This window comes from Planctomycetaceae bacterium, assembly GCA_041398825.1.
In the GTDB taxonomy this organism is placed as follows: domain Bacteria; phylum Planctomycetota; class Planctomycetia; order Planctomycetales; family Planctomycetaceae; genus F1-80-MAGs062.
Genome location: JAWKTX010000005.1, coordinates 343,226 through 360,767 on the forward strand (window position 1 = coordinate 343,226; position 17,542 = coordinate 360,767).

Genomic DNA, 17,542 nt, shown 5'->3' on the forward strand with positions numbered 1-17,542 from the left:
ATTCTGGTGCGTTGAGGGTCACGTCTTCAGGATGAGATGCGGGAATTCTCAACATCCGATCAAAGATGAACGGGGGCGGGGCCTGAGTTTGGGCATTGGTTGGAGAGATTGAACGTTCGGAGAAGGTTTCTGACATGTTGATACGCGTGCGCACAGCTGGTTTGTGGATTGGTTTCACTTTGCTTTTCGTGCTGATCTGGCCATCAACTGGCATGGCTCAACTGCAGGGAACGCTGGCAGAGGAGCCGCTTGGTTTGTGGTACATGCGAGGCATGACAGGTGCCGACACTCTGAATTACTCCCGCAGGCTGAGCGAGCGACTTCAGATCGGTGAGGAATTGATGAAGCAGATCCCGGAGGAGCGACTGGAGGGTTTATTCACAACTGCTCCCGAGCCCGTTACCGGTGGTGCCTACTATATGGTTCGTGGCTTGCTTCCTTCATTTGAAACGATTTCCTTTCAACAGGTTGTCGACGAGGTCGAGGCGCGTCGAATGCTTGATGCTCGCAAGAGCCAGTTCGGTGGTTCGTCGAATCAGGTGGCGATCGAGGTGCGTGGTGACAATTGCTACGTGCTGAAGAATTCCTGGAGCAGCCGCTCTCAATTGCCCGAGGGTGCCGATGAACAACAGTATCTTCAACCCGTTCAAAACTCGGGTTCGCGATTTCAGGTCAACAGGAAGATTGTGGAGGAAGACGGGAAGAAATACCTGGAACACAGTTCGACGATTACGCAGTGTTTTCGGTATCACGATGGGCTGCTGTACGAATCCGGGTTCGAAGAGCTGTTCGACATGTCTCTGCCAGCGACCGATTCGCTGACACGGGCCGTCGATGGACAAAACGATCTTGGAATTCAGGTGTTCTTCGATCGGATTCCCATTGGTATCCGCCAGCTTGGGTGGACGATGATCAACAGCGGTCTCGGAACCGAGCTGCAGCAGCGCGATGACGAAAAGGAAGAAGAGTACAAACTTCGAAAGTCGGCGGGTGATACATTTCTGCCTCTCATCAGGGCCATTCTGTTTGATATCGACAAGACCGAAGGTTGGATCCGCTTTGCAGATGAAAGCTCCGGGTCAATTCGGGCCCGACTTGAATTTGCCGCACGTCGCAACAGCGGTATTACAAAATCTCTGCAGGAAATGGGTGCGGGAAATAGTCGCTTTGCGCCGGTGCTGAATGACGGAGCAGCGTTGACTTTGCATTCCTGTATTCGACTGCCTGAGGAATCGAAAAACTTTTTCGAATCAGCGGCGCAGTTTCTGACCATCAAATCCATTGACGCTCCCAATGCCGAGATCACCAGTGCCATGCAGGTCATCGCGACCTCCCTGAACGATATGGCGGAAGACCACACGCTTGAATTCCTGATTAAGGCTGGCTGGTCTCCGGCATCGGATGGAGTGATTTATGGTGGTGTTCAGATCGGTGAGGATGCTTCGCTGATCAAGGCACTTCACCAAATGATGACACGCCTGCCGGGAATTCCTGACGAGGCCCTGAATGGAATCAGTCTTCTGGAAAATGATGGCCTTCAGGTTCTTGAGATGCGGATTCGTGAGGCTGATGCTGCACAGATCGAACAGTTCACATCGATGAAGATGTCACATTTGTTTGTGGCACAAAGCAACGGTTGCCTTTGGTTCTCTCTTGGCAATGAAAACGCTCTGCAGATGATTCACCAGTCTCGCGCGAAGACGGACAGTGCGGGCTACGCGATGAGGGCTCCGCTCTTCTCGTTCGAACTGGATGGTCAGAGATGGCTCGACTATCCGCAGGACGAACCCGTTGGTGTGGGCGGCTTATTGGGATGGCTGGACGAAAATGCCGCGTGGTTTCCTCCTGGCCCGATGTCTGTGGTGACAGAAGACAAGCCGACCAAACTTATCGAAGCCGTGCGCGCACTCGGTGGCGATGAAGTATTCCAGCTGAAGATCGACGCTGATGAATCGGGCCTTGTACTGGATGGCAGGATGGGAGAATCAATTGGAAACTACTACATCGCTCGGATGATCTCTGTTCGGGACGCTATGCAGCGCAGGGCCATTCAACGGGAAAATGAAGCAGCAGCCAGGAATAGAGCCAGGAATTAGGTGAGCTCGAAATCGCCAAAATTAAAGAACAGCCGTCGCATCTTTGTCGTCCAGACGCAGTGTCCGGTGAGATCCCGGTTGATCGAATCCGCAGGTTGAAATGTCTGCTGGTATTCCGTTCAATCGGCTTCCTGCGAATATCTGAAGACGGGCGCAGGAAAAGAGTCCACTGCGTAAAGAAACATGCAGTGGACTCCAGAGTTCGTTTTTTTGCCCTAACCGATGTTGATTGCTACTTTCCTGCCGCTTTGGCTTCCAGAGCTTTGCCGATGAATTCGCTTAGTTTTGGGCCACGAAGCTGGCTTGCATTGGCAAGGATTTCACCTGAATCACCATCGACAAGCAGGACGAATGGAATCCCGCTTACGTCATACTGCAATCCAAGTGAAGTTTTCCAACCTTTTCCTTCGTAGATTTGGGGCCAGGAGATCTCCTTGTCTTCCAGAAACTTCTGGACTCGTTCCATTTCGTCTTCGTTATCAAAGCTGACGCCCAGAATTTCGAAACCCTGATCATGCCACTGCGTGTAGGCTTCCTTCATGTGGGGGACTTCACCGATACATGGGCCGCACCATGTGGCCCAGAAGTCCAGCATGACAATTTTGCCAGCAAAACTGGAAGGGAATTGAATCTCAGCATCATCGATGGTTTTGGCCTCAAACGTCAGGGCCTGCTTGCCCACAGAGACGTCCGGCGGTAACGGCGTCATATCTACCGGATCGCTGGCTTCTTCCAGCTTCAGCTTACCGGCATCCACGCTGAACACGTATGAAGTACCAGTGAAGTTGAACGGCGTCCCGATCGTGACATTCTCCAGCCGCGAACTGATTCGCTTGTTACCGTCCCGATCAATTGGCAGACGGCCACTGCTGCTGAGGCTGCCGGCAACGAAAGTCGTGTATTCCTTGCCATCGAGGTCGAACGCATACTCAGAACCAAAGTCGCCGTAGTACATCAGGGTATTGGCAAGCGATGCCCGGCGTTTATCCGAGGGATCAAAACGGTACGCCCGAATGGCCCCGGTCTTTTCCTTGTTCAGTTCGATCTTCCCACCGCCAAAATATGTTGTCAGTTCTCCCTGTTCGCGAGGCTTCCAGTCCGTTTCCGGGTCATTCGTCAGATCTCCGTCACCATTGGAATCGATCCAGAGCTTTGCTTCCCCTTCCTCGGGCTCACTCAGAATGAAAGCCCACTTGTTCTCCCCAAACTCAAGGTAGCCGAATTTGGGCGATTCCAGACCTTCGGGCATCTTGCTGACGATAGATTCGTCCTGATCCATTTCCGCGCGGATTGGGCGATAACCACCAATCTTTGCAGTGACTCCTTCCGCGATAAAACTCTCACGCACTTCACCTGCAGTGGCAGATGAACTGCTGGACAACACAAACAATGACAACGCTGCCGCAGCGGCCCGATTCAGAACGCTTTGTGACATACCTGGATTCCTGTGAATGCATCAGACAACGAATTTCGCTTGAGCCGATTGAAAGTCTGTTCGACTCGAGTCTCGCCACAGGGCAGCATCGCAAATTCTGAGGGAATTGCCAAAGATTTGGACTGCCCAGGCAACAGAACCCTCAAATTTTGCAATGACCAGGCTCGCCGGATCGATGGGTGTGTCCTGCAGACGCCTATACCGTTGGGCTAAATCAGGTACGGTGGGTCGCACTGTCCTGAAATCGAACTTGTATTCGAAAGACGGTGATGCTGACCGTGATCATGTTGTTCACAGTCATTTGGACCATTGAACATTTGGACCATTGAAGAACCAGAGTGATGCAGGGACGACATCGTCATCCGCATGGATCAGCCTGTCTTAAGCCTGAGTCACACTATCAGAAGCAGTGATGCCAGAAGCAGTGATAGCAGGAGCGGCGATGGTAGAGCTGGAAGGGGAAGAATGATCCAGGGCAGAAGTGACAGGTTCATCAATGTCCTGTTTGCCAGTCCCGAACCTCACACTCTGTCTGGGCTGTAGGTGTTTTGCGGTTGCAATCATCGCGGACGATCCGATCACGGCAACTGCAACCCATGCCGCTATTCCAACATCTTTATTCTGATTGACCCGAGTCGAATAAGCGGCCGCGCATGCGACGCCAAAGACTGTCAGACCACTACTGAGCAGTGCGGGCCAATATTGCGGGTCCTTCGAATTCGAGGAGACCAACTGCTGCTCATTGGTCGAGGACCGCGGTCCATCAATCGACATGTTCATCTCTTGCTCCTGATACGATTTACCCCTGCCGCTTCCGCTCGTATATCAGATTCTCACGTCCATGAAAAACTGCTCCCGGGGCGAGGCATGCGGCTGTTCTCTTCGCTGACCTGCTCATTCAGGGTCCAGAGATCGTAGAGCCATCCCAACAGAAACAGCCCACCGGTCAGGAACCAGAGAATCCCGGTGACCCACTTCCCAAGATACAAGCGATGGACGCCAAAGATGCCCAGGAAAGTCAGCAGCAGCCACGCCACGTTGTAGTCCATCACACCGGAGTGATATCGACGCTCGGCACTGCGATGTAATGACGGCATCAGGAACAAATCCACCAGCCATCCGATGCCCAGCAGGCCCAGTGTGAAGAACCAGATCGTGCCCGTTACCTGCTTTCCGTAATAGAAGCGATGGGCTCCCATGAAGCCAAAAACCCAGCAGAGATATCCAACGATCAAGCTGTGATTTGACGATTGTGTCGCGTTCATTTCATTTTACCCTGACAGACTGGGGAGACGTTTGTAATGCGAAAGCGGTTTCGCCTGGTGTCGTTCGCTTTTCGATATCAGATATTCGTTTGTTGAATGATCGTCTGCTGGATCTGTCCCGCAATCGACGTGCCATTTCCCGATCCCATCCGGCAGACGAACATTCAAAGGGCATGTTCCTTTATTTCTGCCGACCATCGGTTTCTCAGCCACCATGGTGACGGGTCAGCGTTCGGTGGATGTCCGGTTGCAGGCGGCCGAAGTGAAGAAATGCGGGGAATTGTGCCCGGCAGACCGGGAATTGACCCAGCGGCACGCGATTCGCGTCACTCTGCTTTTGATGACTCGACGACTTTCAGTTCCCGCGCCAGTCACCGTGTCGAGATCCATTCATTTCGGTCTGGCGCATGATCTATCAGCAGAGGCCAGCAAAATGACACCCATCGAAGACCGAAACCATTTTCGAAATCTTTTGGACTCTTTCGACACCGCACTTCTGGTAACGCACGGACGAGGGCGGAGTCTTCACTGCCGTCCAATGACAGTGGCAGATGTGGAACACGACGCATGCGTGTGGTTCGTGACCTCACTTGATGCAGGTAAGGTTCGTGAAGTGACTACCACGTCAAGCGTCTGCGTCGCCTGCCAGAGCGGAAGGAAATTTCTTTCGCTCAGCGGCGAAGCGACTGTCGTGCATGACCGAGCCCGGATTCGAGATCTCTGGAAAGAATCCTGGCGCGTCTGGTTTCCATCCGGACCCACAGACAACTCCATCGCCCTCATTCGAGTGGAGCCGACAGAAGGTGAGTACTGGGATGGTTCAGGCTTGAATGGTCTGGCCTATCTGTTCAAAGCCGGAAAGGCCTACTTTGCCGGAGAAAAAATTGAGCCCGTCGAAACGATGAATCGCTTTGTCTCTTTTCGTGAACCAGCGAATTCCTCCCGGGCATCCGCTCAATAACGCATGCAATTGTCACCTGTTGGTCCGTCATCCCGATGGATTTCCGACACCCCATTACTCCCGCATCAGCGAAGTGACATCGGCGATGTGGTGAAACATATTCAAAGGAATACCCTATGATTTTTCATTGTTCAGATTTGGCTGGCTGGCACATCAAGTCCAGCGACAGACACCGATTTCTTCTGCACGACATCCTGTTCGATAGTCGAACTGGACAGGTTCACCGATTCGTAATCATTCGTGCTGACGAAACCGGCGAAAAGTTCTTGCTGATCGATGCCGACAAAGTCGATTCGTACTGCGAGTCGGAACGTGAAATTCATGTCTGCCGCACGGCTGAGGAATTTCAGCATGCGTTGCCGCTCGAACAGGACCCGCCACTCGATGTGCAGGAGGCATCGCACCTGGTGGCCTACTACGACTGGCCCACTTACTGGGCTGTGCAGCAGAAAAAAATGAGTGAGTTGCGGATCGCTTCGGAAGAAGTGGCAGGCTCAAACTGGAATCCATGGTTATGGAGTGCAGGGAGCTTGCTGGGTTTTGATGTTTATCGTCAGGACAAACATATCGGTCAGATCGCAGATCTTGTCATGGACACTGCAACGCGCCACATCATCACCGTCGCAGTCGCGGCGAATCAGTCGGCGAATTTTGGCGACCTGCATCTGCGAGCGTGTGATCTTTCGGTTCCGGACTTTGTGAAGCGTTTTGTGGTTGCAAATGTCCCGGGTGTGGTTGTCAGTCATCAGGAAGACTGTGGCCGGAAGACCTCGCTTCCGGTCGTACCGCGAGAATCACTCTGCCAGTCGCGTTGATGCGGCGATTGTCTTACCGGAAGGACACTCCGAAATGCTTCGTTTCTTGCCATGGAGATCAGTTGTTCGTCGAGCCGCCAGAGCCTATGGAATCATGGATCCTGCTCTTTGGCTGGCGCGATTGCGACAGTTCTCGCAACCCAGTGAAGTGCAGGAGCCCATTGAGTTGCTGCGAGCCGGGATTCATTTTCATGCCCGGGGACTGATTAACACAAAAGCCATCCAGCACAACCTTGACTGGGTCTGGCCTTACTGGGTCGAACGACAGTTTGATCCTCACGATGCCTCTTTCATCCCTCGCGCGTTTTCCTTCAGTCATATCAATCTGACGCACCGGAACTGGACAGCGGTTGGTCTGCCAGATTTGCCAATCGTGTCGCTGGTGGATCCTCGAGGGCTCGTAACGCCCCTGCATGATGGATGGTCGATTGATTTCTGGGTCGTCGACCAGTTTGGGGACGTGCTCTACCCAAGCCGATCCGGCAGTCACGAGTGTCAACAGGTGATGGTGGTCGGAGAGAATCAGGTCGTCGAGACGATTACCAGTCGGGACTCGATGTCGTTGAAGAACTCCACAAGGCTCAAATGGGAGAGCGAAAGACCCTTGCTGGAGATTGATTCGGTCGTGAGCGGGGCACGTGGCGGTTCACTGGTGGTCGCGATTCGGCCGTATAATCCGGAAGGCATCCAGTTTGTTGACGAAGTGAAGCTGCTTGCTGATGGAGCTGGATGGCGTGTCAATCAGCAAACAGATGTTCTCACCAGTCGGCCAGCTGATTCCACAATCACCTCGCACTACGACCACGGAGACGTCGCGGGCAATCTGAGTAGGTCCAAACCGGGACAATCCATTCCTCAGCATTCTGAATATGAATCCTGCGATCAGGGTATGGCCACTGCTGCTTCTTTGTTTCGGATTGATGCAGACCGGTTCCAGCTACGAACAACCGTTTGCCTTGAACAGGAACTCCGCAGTCAGGGGAACAGCTGCCCGGCGGATCCGTGCATCGACTGGGCTCAGATTCGTACTCAGGTGGCCACACTTCAGGTGCCGGATGAGCGATTCATGAAACTGTATGATTCGGCGGTCGTGACGCTGACTCTTTTGTCCGCGGGAGAACTGGTCCCTGGCCCGTATACATATCGAAGGTTCTGGTTCCGTGACGCCTGCCTGATGATGAATCCGATGCTTTCGATCGGGCTTGTGGAGCGTTGTCGCCGACACCTCAGTCGGTTTCCCTCGCGACAGCAGAGAGACGGCTACTTTCGTTCGCAACAGGGTGAATGGGATTCAAATGGCCAGGTCCTCTGGATTCTGAACCAGTTCCGAAAGCTGACGGGAGAACAGGCACCAGACTCGCTGCTCGGCGTCATTCGGTCGGCATTACGATGGATTGAGAAGAAACGAGTTGATCCCGGGGTTGATTGTCGACATGCCGGTCTCATGCCTGCGGGATTCAGCGCAGAGCACCTTGGTCCGAACGATCACTATTACTGGGACGCCTACTGGTCTGAGGCTGGTGCGAGAGCCGCGGCAGAACTGCTGGAAGAATTCGGCCAGGATGCTGAAGCCTGTCGGGCCATTGCCCTTGCAGATTCCTTTCTGGTGTCCATCGATCGCAGCCTGTCGAAGAACATGACGGCCAAATCTGCCCGTATGATTCCCGCGTCTCCCTATCGCCGGATGGATGCCGGATCGATCGGCTCACTGGTTGCGGACTATCCCCTCAGGCTGACTGCACCTGATGATGCGGCCATCTGGAACACTGCGGATCACCTGTTACGGAAGCACTTTGTCAACGGTGGCTTTTTTCAGGATATGGTTCATTCGGGTATCAATGCTTACCTGACACTGAATGTCGCACAAACGTTACTTCGTCATGGCGACACGCGTTTCCAGACTCTGATAGAGAATGTTGCCCAACTGGCGTCTCCCACGGGGCAGTGGCCGGAAGCCATCCACCCACAAACTCTGGGGGGATGCATGGGAGACGGACAGCACGGCTGGGCTGCCGCAGAATGGGTCATGATGATGCGCAACTGTTTCGTCCGTGAGGAACAAGGCGGTCTCATCATTGGTTCCGGCATCTTTACAGAATGGATGCAGTCGCGAAAGACACTGTCATTCGGCCCGACCCTGACGCCGTGGGGAGCTGTCTCTGTTCGGATTGAAGACGCGGCAACAGAGCCTGTTCTGTTCATCGATGCAAAATGGAGACACACACCGCCGAGCATTGAAATACGTGTTCCCGGTTACGAAGTCGTGTCGAACGCGAGCTCAGGGACTGCTGTTGCTCTGAAACCAAAACGTCAGAACGCAGAAACGGCGGCATTACAAGACACATCAACCCCGGGAGTGACATCATGAAGATAGCCATGTTTACCAACACGTACCTGCCACATGTCGGCGGCGTCGCCAGAAGCGTCAGCACTTCTGCAGATATACTCCGTCAACTTGGCCACGACGTCTGTATTGTCGCTCCTGAGTTTGATGGCGCAGAGATGTCCAGCGACGATGTCCTGCGTGTTCCCGCCATACAGAATTTCAACGGCAGCGATTTCTCGCTGAGGCTGCCGCAGCCCTGGCTGATTTCTGAATTCATTGAGAAGTTCCGTCCCGATGTTATTCACAGTCACCATCCGTTTCTCCTGGGGGATGCGGCTGTTCGAGTGGCTTATGAGCGACGTCTTCCGCTGATCTTCACGCACCACACAATGTACGAACAGTATACCCACTATGTGCCAGGGGATTCAGATTCTCTGAAACGCGTGGCTGTCCAGATGGCGACTGAGTACTGCAATCTTTGCCACCAGGTGATTGCGCCCAGCCAGAGCGTTGCAGATCTGATTACAGACCGTGGCGTGAGCGTACCCATATGCAGCCTGCCGACAGGTATCGATACACACTTTTTCGCCAACGGAGAGGCCAGTCGGTTCCGCAGGAAACATCAGATCTCTGACAAAGCCTGCGTGCTGGGACACGTCGGTCGCCTCGCAGAAGAAAAGAATCTGATTTTCCTGACAACGGCTGTGTCCGAGGCCCTTCAACACCGGCCGGAGACCATTTTTTTGGTTGTAGGTGATGGTGACAGCAGGCCGCAGATGGACAGAATCCTGAGCTCACACGTCGATTCAAGTCGCATTGTGTTTACAGGTCGCCTGTCCGGTCAGGATCTGGCGGACGCCTACAGTGCCATGGATGCATTCGTGTTTGCATCTCGTTCTGAGACACAGGGGATGGTACTTGCAGAAGCGATGGCTGCAGGTTGCCCTGTTGTGGCTCTGGATGCTCCGGGTGTGCGCGAAATTGTGACGGATGCCAACGGAAGGCTCCTCAGCAGTGACGCTACAGAATCGGACTTTGCCATAGCGATCATGCAGCTGACGGAGAATACAAAGCAGTTGATGCAAATGTCAGAAGAAGCACTTCTTACCGCTCAGTCCTTTGGTCAGGACGTTGTCGCGAAGGATCTGATCAAGGTCTACGAACAGTCCCTGGACAACGTCAGGGCAGCCGACGGCGGAGATCTGACGGGATGGGACATGTTGCAGGGCCGCCTGCAGGCAGAGTGGTTTCTTCTGGAAGAAAAAGCATCGGCGCTAATGGCATCCATCATTGAAACAGAAGCCACTCAGGCAGAACTCGTTTAAGTTGACCGGTGATCCAAACAAATGGGAGAACCTCATGTTGTCCAGAATCGGAAGCACACTCCGAAAACTACGTCGCAGATTCAGTCGAACGCAACTTCTTATTCGATGGCTGCGTCTGGAAGATGCAGGTGAGCAGAATAGCAACAATCAGCATGGTGTCGTTGTGCTGCAACTGGATGGACTTTCCAGAAAACAGTTCGAAGCAGCGATCTGTAAGCATCGATTGCCATTCCTGAAGAAGATGATTGACCGAGGCTACTTCGATCGAATGAGCTTCTATTCAGGCGTACCTTCAACGACACCCGCCGTTCAGGCCGAAGTGATGTATGGTGTTCCGTGTGCTGTACCTTCATTTCAGTTTCTGCACCGAGCAACAGGCCGCATTTTTCGAATGTTCGACATGGAGGCTGCTTCGGCCACGATCAGAGAACAATGCGCAGAAACGCAGCCGCTTTTGCGCGGTGGCGCAAGTTATTCGAATCTTTATTCGGGAGGTGCGGAAGAATCGGCCTGCTGCGCGGAAACGACGGATGTATCCAGAACCCTGTCGGATCTGAATCCACTCAGAGCGGTCGTGATGCTCGCCCTGTACTTTGTGACACTGTTACGAATCACATTGCTGACATTTGCTGAGGTCCTTGTCGCGACATTCGACATGCTGAAAGCGTTGTTTTGCAGAAAGGACTGGCGATCGGAAATCCGCTTCGTGCCTGCGCGCGTACTGGTCTCTGTGATCATGCGTGAATGGGTCCGAATTGTCGTCAAGCTGGCCATGGCCAGAGGAAAACCCATCATCTACGCAAACCTGCTTGGCTACGACGAGCAGTCACACCGACGAGGTCCGGATTCTTATTTTGCCCACTGGGGGCTGAAAGGAATCGACAGAACAATCGAAGACATCTTCCATGCAGCGCAGCGGGAAGATACGCGTGACTATGAAGTGATCGTGTTTTCAGATCATGGTCAGGAAGCAGCAACCGTCTACGAATTTCGCCATGGCCAATCCATTCAGACAGCTTTGAAGAATGCTTTCAGCCGGCTGCTTTCGGAAATGCCGGAGATCTATCGGCCGGATGACGCACAGAAAGCGTCCCTGTTAAACCAGCGGACAAGACACCTGATGCACACTCGTCGTGGTCGAAAGGCAACGTCGGACCTGAAGTTGAATGAGATGGCTGAATCGGTGGTGGTGACAGCGATGGGACCACTGGGGCATATCTATCTTCCTGAAGGGACATCGACGGATGTCAGGGCCGAGCTGGCTCAGGAGCTTGTGCTGAAAGAGCACGTTCCACTCGTGTTGTACAGGGATTCGTCCGGCGCATTTGCAGGAAGAAACCGTCGAGGTCTCTGGAATCTGCCCGATGATATCATCTCGCTTGTAGGTCCACAGAATCATTTTGCGGACGAGATCGCGACCGACCTCATACGATTGTGTCAGCACGAAAATGCGGGCGATCTGATCATCAGCGGCTGGGATCCCGAATCCGAACCGATGACGTTTGTGCAGGAAAATGGTGCGCACGGCAGCATCGGTCTTCAGGAAACAAGAGGTTTTGCACTCATTCCGCAGTCGATTCCGGTGGAATCAAGAACGGCCTCCAATGGTGAAAAGTATATTCGGGGGATTGACCTCCACGACTGTATCACCAAATACCGGGAGTCCGGGAATATGCGCTCTGAATGGAATGCTTATGGCCGGACAAGTCATGAAGTGGCTGAACCGGCACCGGGCGGGTCAGCGAGAGGCGAGTCATCAGCGGCTGTGCGGGTGGAATCTTCCGTGTCGCTAGCGGGACCGGCTCAAGGAAGACTTCGTGTCATGACGTGGAATGTGCATCATTGTCGAGGCATGGATGGAAAGTGTCGGCCGGATCGTATTTCCCGAGTGATTGCCGATTCGAACGCTGATTTGGTTGCCCTTCAGGAACTGGATGCCTACCGACCGCGATCTCGCGGAGAACATCAGGCCGCACTGATTGCTGCGCAGCTTGGTATGTATCATCGATATTTCCCCGTGTGGGAAGTCAACCATGAGAAATACGGCCTGGCCGTCATCAGCCGATATCCAGTCCGTCTTTTTAAGGAAGGACTCCTGAATGACAGAACAGGGAAACGTCGATCAGAACCACGTGGTGCGATATGGGTGAAAGTCGATACGCCTCAGGGCGAGGTAAGTTTCCTGAATACGCATCTGGGTCTGACGTCCAGAGAACGCCGCGAACAGACTCATGCGCTGCTGAGTTCGGAGTGGCTTGGTCGAAGTGATTCCGATCACGCGATCGTTGTTGCGGGTGATTTCAATGCGGGACTTGCCTCGCCTGTTGTCAGCATGCTCAGCGAAAACCTGCAACCTGCAACCCCGGCGAACGTAAAGAATCGTCACGTCAAAACGTTTCCCTCTCCGATTCCACTGCGCTGGATCGATCACATTCTTGTCAGTCCCCATTTTGAAGTGGAACAGGTGCAGGTACTGCAGCGACACCCGGCCAGAGTGGCATCGGATCATCTGCCCCTTGTCGCGGATCTTGTGATATGTCCGCCGGAACAAAGCCTGGATGCTGAAGCTTCGAAATCCCGCGAGGTCGATATTTGCAGCGCTGACGAAGTGTTTCATCAGAAAGCCGAAACACCCATGACAGAAGTTGCCTGAGCGGCTGTGATGCCACGAATCTCCCAGCATGATGGACCGTCCCAACAGGCATCGCTGAATGGTGCCCGGGCCAGCCGATATCGACTCTGGCTGCTTGTTCTCTTCTTGTCCGTATTGCTGTTCCTGGGTTGCTCTCAATGGATTGACTGGACCACAGTGCGCGACTTGTACATGAAGACGCACCCGGCGGTCTTTGTTTCAACCCTGATCTTACTTCCGTTGGTTGGCTTCCCCATCAGCGTCCTGCTGCTGTTGACTGGTGCGCGTTTCCGTTTTCCGGTGGCATCAACCATCATCGCTGTTGTGATGGGGATCCATACCGAAGCGGCCTGGCAGATTTGCCACAGTGCAATCCGCCCGGGAATTCTCCGGAAACTGGAGGAATGGCGCATGAAGGTGCCGGAAATCTCTGATCGACACCAGTGTTGGTTTACCGCCGTTTTTGTGACAGTGCCCGGTTTGCCGTATGCCACCAAGATCTATTCGCTGGCACTGTCCAACCTGCCACATGCCAGGTATCTGGTGATCGTCTGGCTATTTCACTGGCTGAATGCGTTGATGTTGCTGGGGACAGGGAATGTCGCCTTCAATCATACGGCTTGGTTGCCGGTGATCATTGCTGCTGTACTGGGCGTCAGTCTTTTGACTCGATGGTTCCTGAGAGGGAGGCGGGCCCGACTCCAGCAGTTGGTCACTCAAGCTTCGTTCAGTCAACTCGGGCCCAAATCGAACCTCGACGAAGATATCGATTCTTCTCCTGATCGTTTGCAGGATGCCGACCTGCAGAAGATGCGGTAAAGGCCGGATCCGGAATTACTGAAGGACCCGGCACTAAAGTATCAGCAGCAGAATCGCGAATGCCAGAAAGCAGCCACTGGCCAGAAGTACAAGCAGCGAAACGGCCTTTGGATACGTCTGAGATGGCATTCCGCCGGGAATGTTTGCCGCCTCAACACCACCCCGCGTCAGGGCTTTGGTTGCGGTTTCGGTGAACAGGACCTTCATTCGATGTTGTTGTCCATCGATTTCCCAGCAGGCAACGGCTTCACCGGGCAGGTACCCGCCGTTCGCAATTTCACCAGAATAATATCCAAGCACGAATCTTCCGTTATTTCCAACGGCATGGCGTGCAGACAGCGGCTGAGACTCGCCCACAAAGATCAGCTTCACGGCGCGACATGCTTCTTCCGCAGACTTGAAGCCCCTCACTTCCAGATCCAGGCGGATCAGACCGGCATCGGCTCCTTTGGTATGAACGACCAGGCGGCCGGATTCGCACCATTGTTCGGCGGTCGTATGTGACTCTGGCTTCGGTGTCATTGTGGAAGACATAATTGACCTCCGAATGGCCCTGTGATTTGTGAACAGGAGAATGCGCGAACGAACAGGAGCAACTTCGTTTCCTGTCCATGCTTCACTACCTGCAGGGTGCAAAGTCCGTGCCGGACAGTACTTGCTGCATATCGGGAACTTGGGAGTATCAGAGACCGAACGATTTTCTGATGGGAATGCGATGTTTTGACCCCGGTTTCGGAATGGTCTGATTGCTGAAAGAACAGCGCGGTCGTTCAGCGACCAGGATCACTCGCCATAGAAATCGCAGGCTTGTCCTTCGGACGCCGGAAAGCGAAGGATTGATGGTCGCCGTTTGGCGGCTAGACTTTGCACCCGTCGCATGTCGCATTTGGCCGGTGCTGCGATTCCCTCCGGTGAAATCGCCCCCTCTTCCACGGTGGGGACAGTTTCTTCGAGAGGCCCGGAAGTGCTATGGCCAAAAGAGCAGCGGCAAGATAACCCGGACAATCAAATGACAAATGTACTTGTAATAGATGATGATCGATCGGTCTGCGAGATGGTCCGACACTCGCTGGCTCGCGCTGACCTGACCACCGTTACTGCGATGACGGCCGATGAAGGGCTTCAATTGCTGGCGTCGGAGCAACCGGAAGTCGTGTTACTCGATGTGATGCTGCCGGGTGTCTCCGGGTTGGACGTTTTCAAGCAGATTCAGGAACACGATCGACGGCTTCCCATCATCTTCATTACTGCAGGATCTGACAGCACGACTGCGATCAAAGCGATGCAGTTGGGTGGCTTCGACTACGTCACAAAGCCTCTCAATCTTCCTGCGTTAACCGATCTGATTGAGCAGGCTATTGAAACGCGACGGATGATGAGTACCCCCGTTGCTCTTTCAATGAAGGATCAGGTTGATCCCAACATGGAAGCATTCGTGGGTCGCAGTGGCCCGATGCTGGATGTATTTAAGTCGATTGGTCGAGTCGCCGCCCAGAATGTGCCGGTCTTGATTCGCGGCGAAAGTGGAACCGGAAAAGAGCTGGTCGCCCGAGCAATCTACCAGAACAGCGACCGAGCGAATGCGCCATTTATGGCTGTTAACTGTGCCGCGCTACCGGATGCATTGCTGGAAAGTGAACTCTTCGGGCATGAAAAAGGCGCCTTTACGGGCGCGGACAAGCAGCGAATTGGCAAGTTTGAGGCATGTACCGGCGGGACCATCTTTCTGGATGAAATCGGGGACATGTCGTTGCTGGTTCAAAGCAAGATGCTTCGCCTGCTGCAACAGCAGGAATTCGAACGCGTTGGCGGAAACACCACCATCAGGACGGACGTCCGTATTATCGCAGCGACCAATCTTGATCTGGATCATATGGTGAAGGAGGGTGAATTCCGCGAGGATCTCTTTTACCGATTGAACGGACTCACCATACATCTGCCGCCACTTCGTGAACGTGGCGAAGACATTACGCATCTTATCGAACATTATCTGCGATTCTGGGCGAAACAGATGCATCGGGAAGATATTGAGGGGGTCTCTCCGGAAGCACTTGAGCTCCTGAAGAACTATCGATGGCCTGGCAACGTGCGTGAATTGCAAAGCGCGATGCGGCAGGCGCTGCTGAATTCCACAGGCCCGGTTGTGGTGCCGTCCTGTTTGCCAGTCGATGTGATTGGAAAAACATTGTCGGCGGAGAGTTCCAGCGATGAAGAGAGCGCATCGTCGGGTGTCCCTTCAGACCTTGCTCCCTTTGTCGAACGGCGTTTGGCGGCGGAATCAACAGACCTTTATGCCGAAGCGCTCGAACAGATGGAATTGTTTCTGATGACACGCGTGCTGGAATTTACCGAAGGGAATCAAACGCGCGCCGCTGAGATTCTGGGGATCACTCGGGGTAAGATCCGGAACCGAGTCAAGCAGTTCGGTATTACGCTGGACAAACATGTGGGGCTCGAAGATTAGCGGTCTCGCTTCTCATGGCGTTTGTTCAGCGCAGCAATGGCCAGATCAGAAAGAGTAGAGCTCTTCATCGGTTGACTCGCAAGCTCAACGGTTTTGCTGTGCAAATGCGCTAGCGTTCAAACGTTCGATCCTGAACTCGGGATACGCGCAGACTGGATGTGAGCGGAAACCGGATGCGCGCGAGCGGACAACGTTCAGGTTGGCCGCTGTGGATCCGCTGCATCGTTCTCGAACCCAGAAATTTCCACTGGTTCGGCCTCTTCTGTGATTCCTTTTAATGACGCAAGTGCCTTCAGGGATAGGTCTTGCGCTGTCATTGATAAGTTTACTCTTCGCCTTCGGCACGACACGTGCTTTACATCTCCATACAAGTCAGGAATGAACTTTAACGGAGACAATGTTTCACCACTCTCAGAACAGCTCTTCAGACGCTGGTTGCAATCGGAGTTTTCAACTGCACTCTCACGGGGAGGTGCCAGCCAGTCACTCGGCTCCACAGCAGGAGTCATCCGTGACCAGCGGTGAAGAAGCTTCCGGGGCGGATATCAGCGTATCGGCTCCTGGTTTCCAGTTGGACATCAATGGCAAAGACACGTCCGGGACGAATGAAGTCGATGTCAATGTGACCGAGGGAAACGCAAGTGCTGATGTGGATTTGAAGGATTGAAGTGAGAGAGTTTGAGTCAGCTGCATGTGCTGCTGACGGTTAAGAACCTTGTCGGTCGTTGTCGAAGCAACGATCTTTCGCGAAGGAAAGTATCATGTTGAGTTGGGCATTAACCTTTATCGTCATTGCATTGTTGGCTGGTCTGTTTGGCTTCGGCCTGGTGGGTGGGATGGCTTATACGGCCGCAAAAATCTGCTTCTTTGTCTTCCTTGTGCTGGCCATTCTCAGCGCACTGACTGGTCGTCGAGCTCCGCTTTAATGTTCGGTGATCAGCCACAACAGGAATTCAAATAATGACTGGGCGATGTTGTTATTTCGTCATCTATTGAAAAGGGGGAATCGTCATGAAAGCCATTCTGATCATCGGGGTCGCTGTATTGCTGATGGTTGTCGGCGGTTGGGTCACGGTCACAAACACTGATGGCTCGACGACCGTGACACTCGATAAAGACGAAGTGAAGGCTGACACTGCAGAGGCAGTAAAGAAGGGTGAAGATCTGGTAGACGGTGCGGTTCAGGAAGGCCGAGACCTGATCGACCGCGCAACGGAGAAAGATAAAAATGAGACCAGTCCGACTGCGGAGGAATAGCCTGCCTCAACGGATGATTCTTCAGGTCAATTCAGACAGTGCAGCTCGTTCTTTCCTGCAAAGAACAGGGCTGCACTGTCTCTTTCGTTCTGATCACGCGGTGTTCGGCAAATCGTACTCCGGCCGGTGACTTGATCTGATCCGTTC

At 53.5% G+C, this 17,542-nt stretch carries 15 protein-coding genes; 11 read left to right on the forward strand and 4 right to left on the reverse strand.

Annotated features, from left to right (window positions below; translation table 11 throughout):
* Positions 1–134 precede the first annotated feature (134 nt).
* The gene (locus R3C20_11680) at positions 135–2,096 is read left to right on the forward strand and encodes a hypothetical protein (GenBank protein ID MEZ6041160.1); all 1,962 of its coding nucleotides are present in this window, start codon (positions 135–137) and stop codon (positions 2,094–2,096) included.
* Between the two features lie 232 nt (positions 2,097–2,328).
* On the opposite strand, the gene R3C20_11685 is transcribed toward R3C20_11680, so the two are convergent.
* The 3 genes from R3C20_11685 to R3C20_11695 form a co-directional block, all read right to left on the reverse strand.
* Entirely contained in the window at positions 2,329–3,531 is a 1,203-nt protein-coding gene (locus R3C20_11685; protein MEZ6041161.1) for a TlpA disulfide reductase family protein, read from the reverse strand.
* A 381-nt stretch (positions 3,532–3,912) separates the two neighbouring features.
* A complete protein-coding gene (locus R3C20_11690; protein MEZ6041162.1) occupies positions 3,913–4,311 on the reverse strand; it encodes a hypothetical protein in 399 nt (132 codons plus the stop codon).
* A gap of 53 nt (positions 4,312–4,364) precedes the next feature.
* Positions 4,365–4,796, reverse strand: coding sequence for a TM2 domain-containing protein (locus R3C20_11695; protein ID MEZ6041163.1), 432 nt, complete (start codon positions 4,794–4,796; stop codon positions 4,365–4,367).
* 214 nt (positions 4,797–5,010) lie between these two features.
* Here R3C20_11695 and R3C20_11700 point away from each other — a divergent pair, with 214 nt between their 5' ends.
* From R3C20_11700 to R3C20_11725, 6 genes are all read left to right on the forward strand, one after another.
* Positions 5,011–5,757 (forward strand): pyridoxamine 5'-phosphate oxidase family protein, encoded by a 747-nt coding sequence (locus R3C20_11700; GenBank protein MEZ6041164.1) that lies wholly within the window; start codon positions 5,011–5,013, stop codon positions 5,755–5,757.
* 116 nt (positions 5,758–5,873) lie between these two features.
* Positions 5,874–6,572: a hypothetical protein gene (locus R3C20_11705; GenBank protein MEZ6041165.1), complete on the forward strand. Its 699-nt coding sequence runs from the start codon at positions 5,874–5,876 to the stop codon at positions 6,570–6,572.
* A gap of 34 nt (positions 6,573–6,606) precedes the next feature.
* Positions 6,607–8,940 carry a hypothetical protein gene (locus R3C20_11710; GenBank protein ID MEZ6041166.1) on the forward strand — a complete coding sequence of 778 codons (2,334 nt, stop codon included), beginning with the start codon at positions 6,607–6,609 and terminating at the stop codon, positions 8,938–8,940.
* Positions 8,937–10,223 carry a glycosyltransferase gene (locus R3C20_11715; protein MEZ6041167.1) on the forward strand — a complete coding sequence of 429 codons (1,287 nt, stop codon included), beginning with the start codon at positions 8,937–8,939 and terminating at the stop codon, positions 10,221–10,223. The genes R3C20_11710 and R3C20_11715 overlap by 4 nt, the downstream gene beginning before the upstream one ends.
* Positions 10,224–10,257: 34 nt before the next feature.
* Entirely contained in the window at positions 10,258–12,876 is a 2,619-nt protein-coding gene (locus tag R3C20_11720) for an endonuclease/exonuclease/phosphatase family protein (protein MEZ6041168.1), read from the forward strand.
* 9 nt (positions 12,877–12,885) lie between these two features.
* The gene (locus tag R3C20_11725; protein ID MEZ6041169.1) at positions 12,886–13,674 is read left to right on the forward strand and encodes a hypothetical protein; all 789 of its coding nucleotides are present in this window, start codon (positions 12,886–12,888) and stop codon (positions 13,672–13,674) included.
* A gap of 33 nt (positions 13,675–13,707) precedes the next feature.
* On the opposite strand, the gene R3C20_11730 is transcribed toward R3C20_11725, so the two are convergent.
* Entirely contained in the window at positions 13,708–14,208 is a 501-nt protein-coding gene (locus R3C20_11730; protein ID MEZ6041170.1) for a hypothetical protein, read from the reverse strand.
* 475 nt (positions 14,209–14,683) lie between these two features.
* Here R3C20_11730 and R3C20_11735 point away from each other — a divergent pair, with 475 nt between their 5' ends.
* The 4 genes from R3C20_11735 to R3C20_11750 all read left to right on the forward strand — a co-directional run bounded on the left by R3C20_11735 (position 14,684) and on the right by R3C20_11750 (position 17,395).
* The gene (locus R3C20_11735) at positions 14,684–16,138 is read left to right on the forward strand and encodes a sigma-54 dependent transcriptional regulator (GenBank protein ID MEZ6041171.1); all 1,455 of its coding nucleotides are present in this window, start codon (positions 14,684–14,686) and stop codon (positions 16,136–16,138) included.
* Positions 16,139–16,649: 511 nt separating this feature from the next.
* A complete protein-coding gene (locus R3C20_11740; GenBank protein ID MEZ6041172.1) occupies positions 16,650–16,805 on the forward strand; it encodes a hypothetical protein in 156 nt (51 codons plus the stop codon).
* Between the two features lie 94 nt (positions 16,806–16,899).
* Entirely contained in the window at positions 16,900–17,064 is a 165-nt protein-coding gene (locus tag R3C20_11745; protein MEZ6041173.1) for a DUF1328 family protein, read from the forward strand.
* Between the two features lie 85 nt (positions 17,065–17,149).
* A complete protein-coding gene (locus R3C20_11750) occupies positions 17,150–17,395 on the forward strand; it encodes a hypothetical protein (GenBank protein MEZ6041174.1) in 246 nt (81 codons plus the stop codon).
* Positions 17,396–17,542 lie beyond the last annotated feature (147 nt).

Bases quoted from the DNA above. Each gene is read 5' to 3' on its own strand.
- R3C20_11680 (MEZ6041160.1), top strand. From the start codon at position 135: ATGTTGATACGCGTGCGCACAGCTGGTTTGTGGATTGGTTTCACTTTG.
- R3C20_11685 (MEZ6041161.1), bottom strand. From the start codon at position 3,531: ATGTCACAAAGCGTTCTGAATCGGGCCGCTGCGGCAGCGTTGTCATTG.
- R3C20_11690 (MEZ6041162.1), bottom strand. From the start codon at position 4,311: ATGAACATGTCGATTGATGGACCGCGGTCCTCGACCAATGAGCAGCAG.
- R3C20_11695 (MEZ6041163.1), bottom strand. From the start codon at position 4,796: ATGAACGCGACACAATCGTCAAATCACAGCTTGATCGTTGGATATCTC.
- R3C20_11700 (MEZ6041164.1), top strand. From the start codon at position 5,011: ATGGTGACGGGTCAGCGTTCGGTGGATGTCCGGTTGCAGGCGGCCGAA.
- R3C20_11705 (MEZ6041165.1), top strand. From the start codon at position 5,874: ATGATTTTTCATTGTTCAGATTTGGCTGGCTGGCACATCAAGTCCAGC.
- R3C20_11710 (MEZ6041166.1), top strand. From the start codon at position 6,607: ATGCTTCGTTTCTTGCCATGGAGATCAGTTGTTCGTCGAGCCGCCAGA.
- R3C20_11715 (MEZ6041167.1), top strand. From the start codon at position 8,937: ATGAAGATAGCCATGTTTACCAACACGTACCTGCCACATGTCGGCGGC.
- R3C20_11720 (MEZ6041168.1), top strand. From the start codon at position 10,258: ATGTTGTCCAGAATCGGAAGCACACTCCGAAAACTACGTCGCAGATTC.
- R3C20_11725 (MEZ6041169.1), top strand. From the start codon at position 12,886: ATGCCACGAATCTCCCAGCATGATGGACCGTCCCAACAGGCATCGCTG.
- R3C20_11730 (MEZ6041170.1), bottom strand. From the start codon at position 14,208: ATGTCTTCCACAATGACACCGAAGCCAGAGTCACATACGACCGCCGAA.
- R3C20_11735 (MEZ6041171.1), top strand. From the start codon at position 14,684: ATGACAAATGTACTTGTAATAGATGATGATCGATCGGTCTGCGAGATG.
- R3C20_11745 (MEZ6041173.1), top strand. From the start codon at position 16,900: ATGTTGAGTTGGGCATTAACCTTTATCGTCATTGCATTGTTGGCTGGT.
- R3C20_11750 (MEZ6041174.1), top strand. From the start codon at position 17,150: ATGAAAGCCATTCTGATCATCGGGGTCGCTGTATTGCTGATGGTTGTC.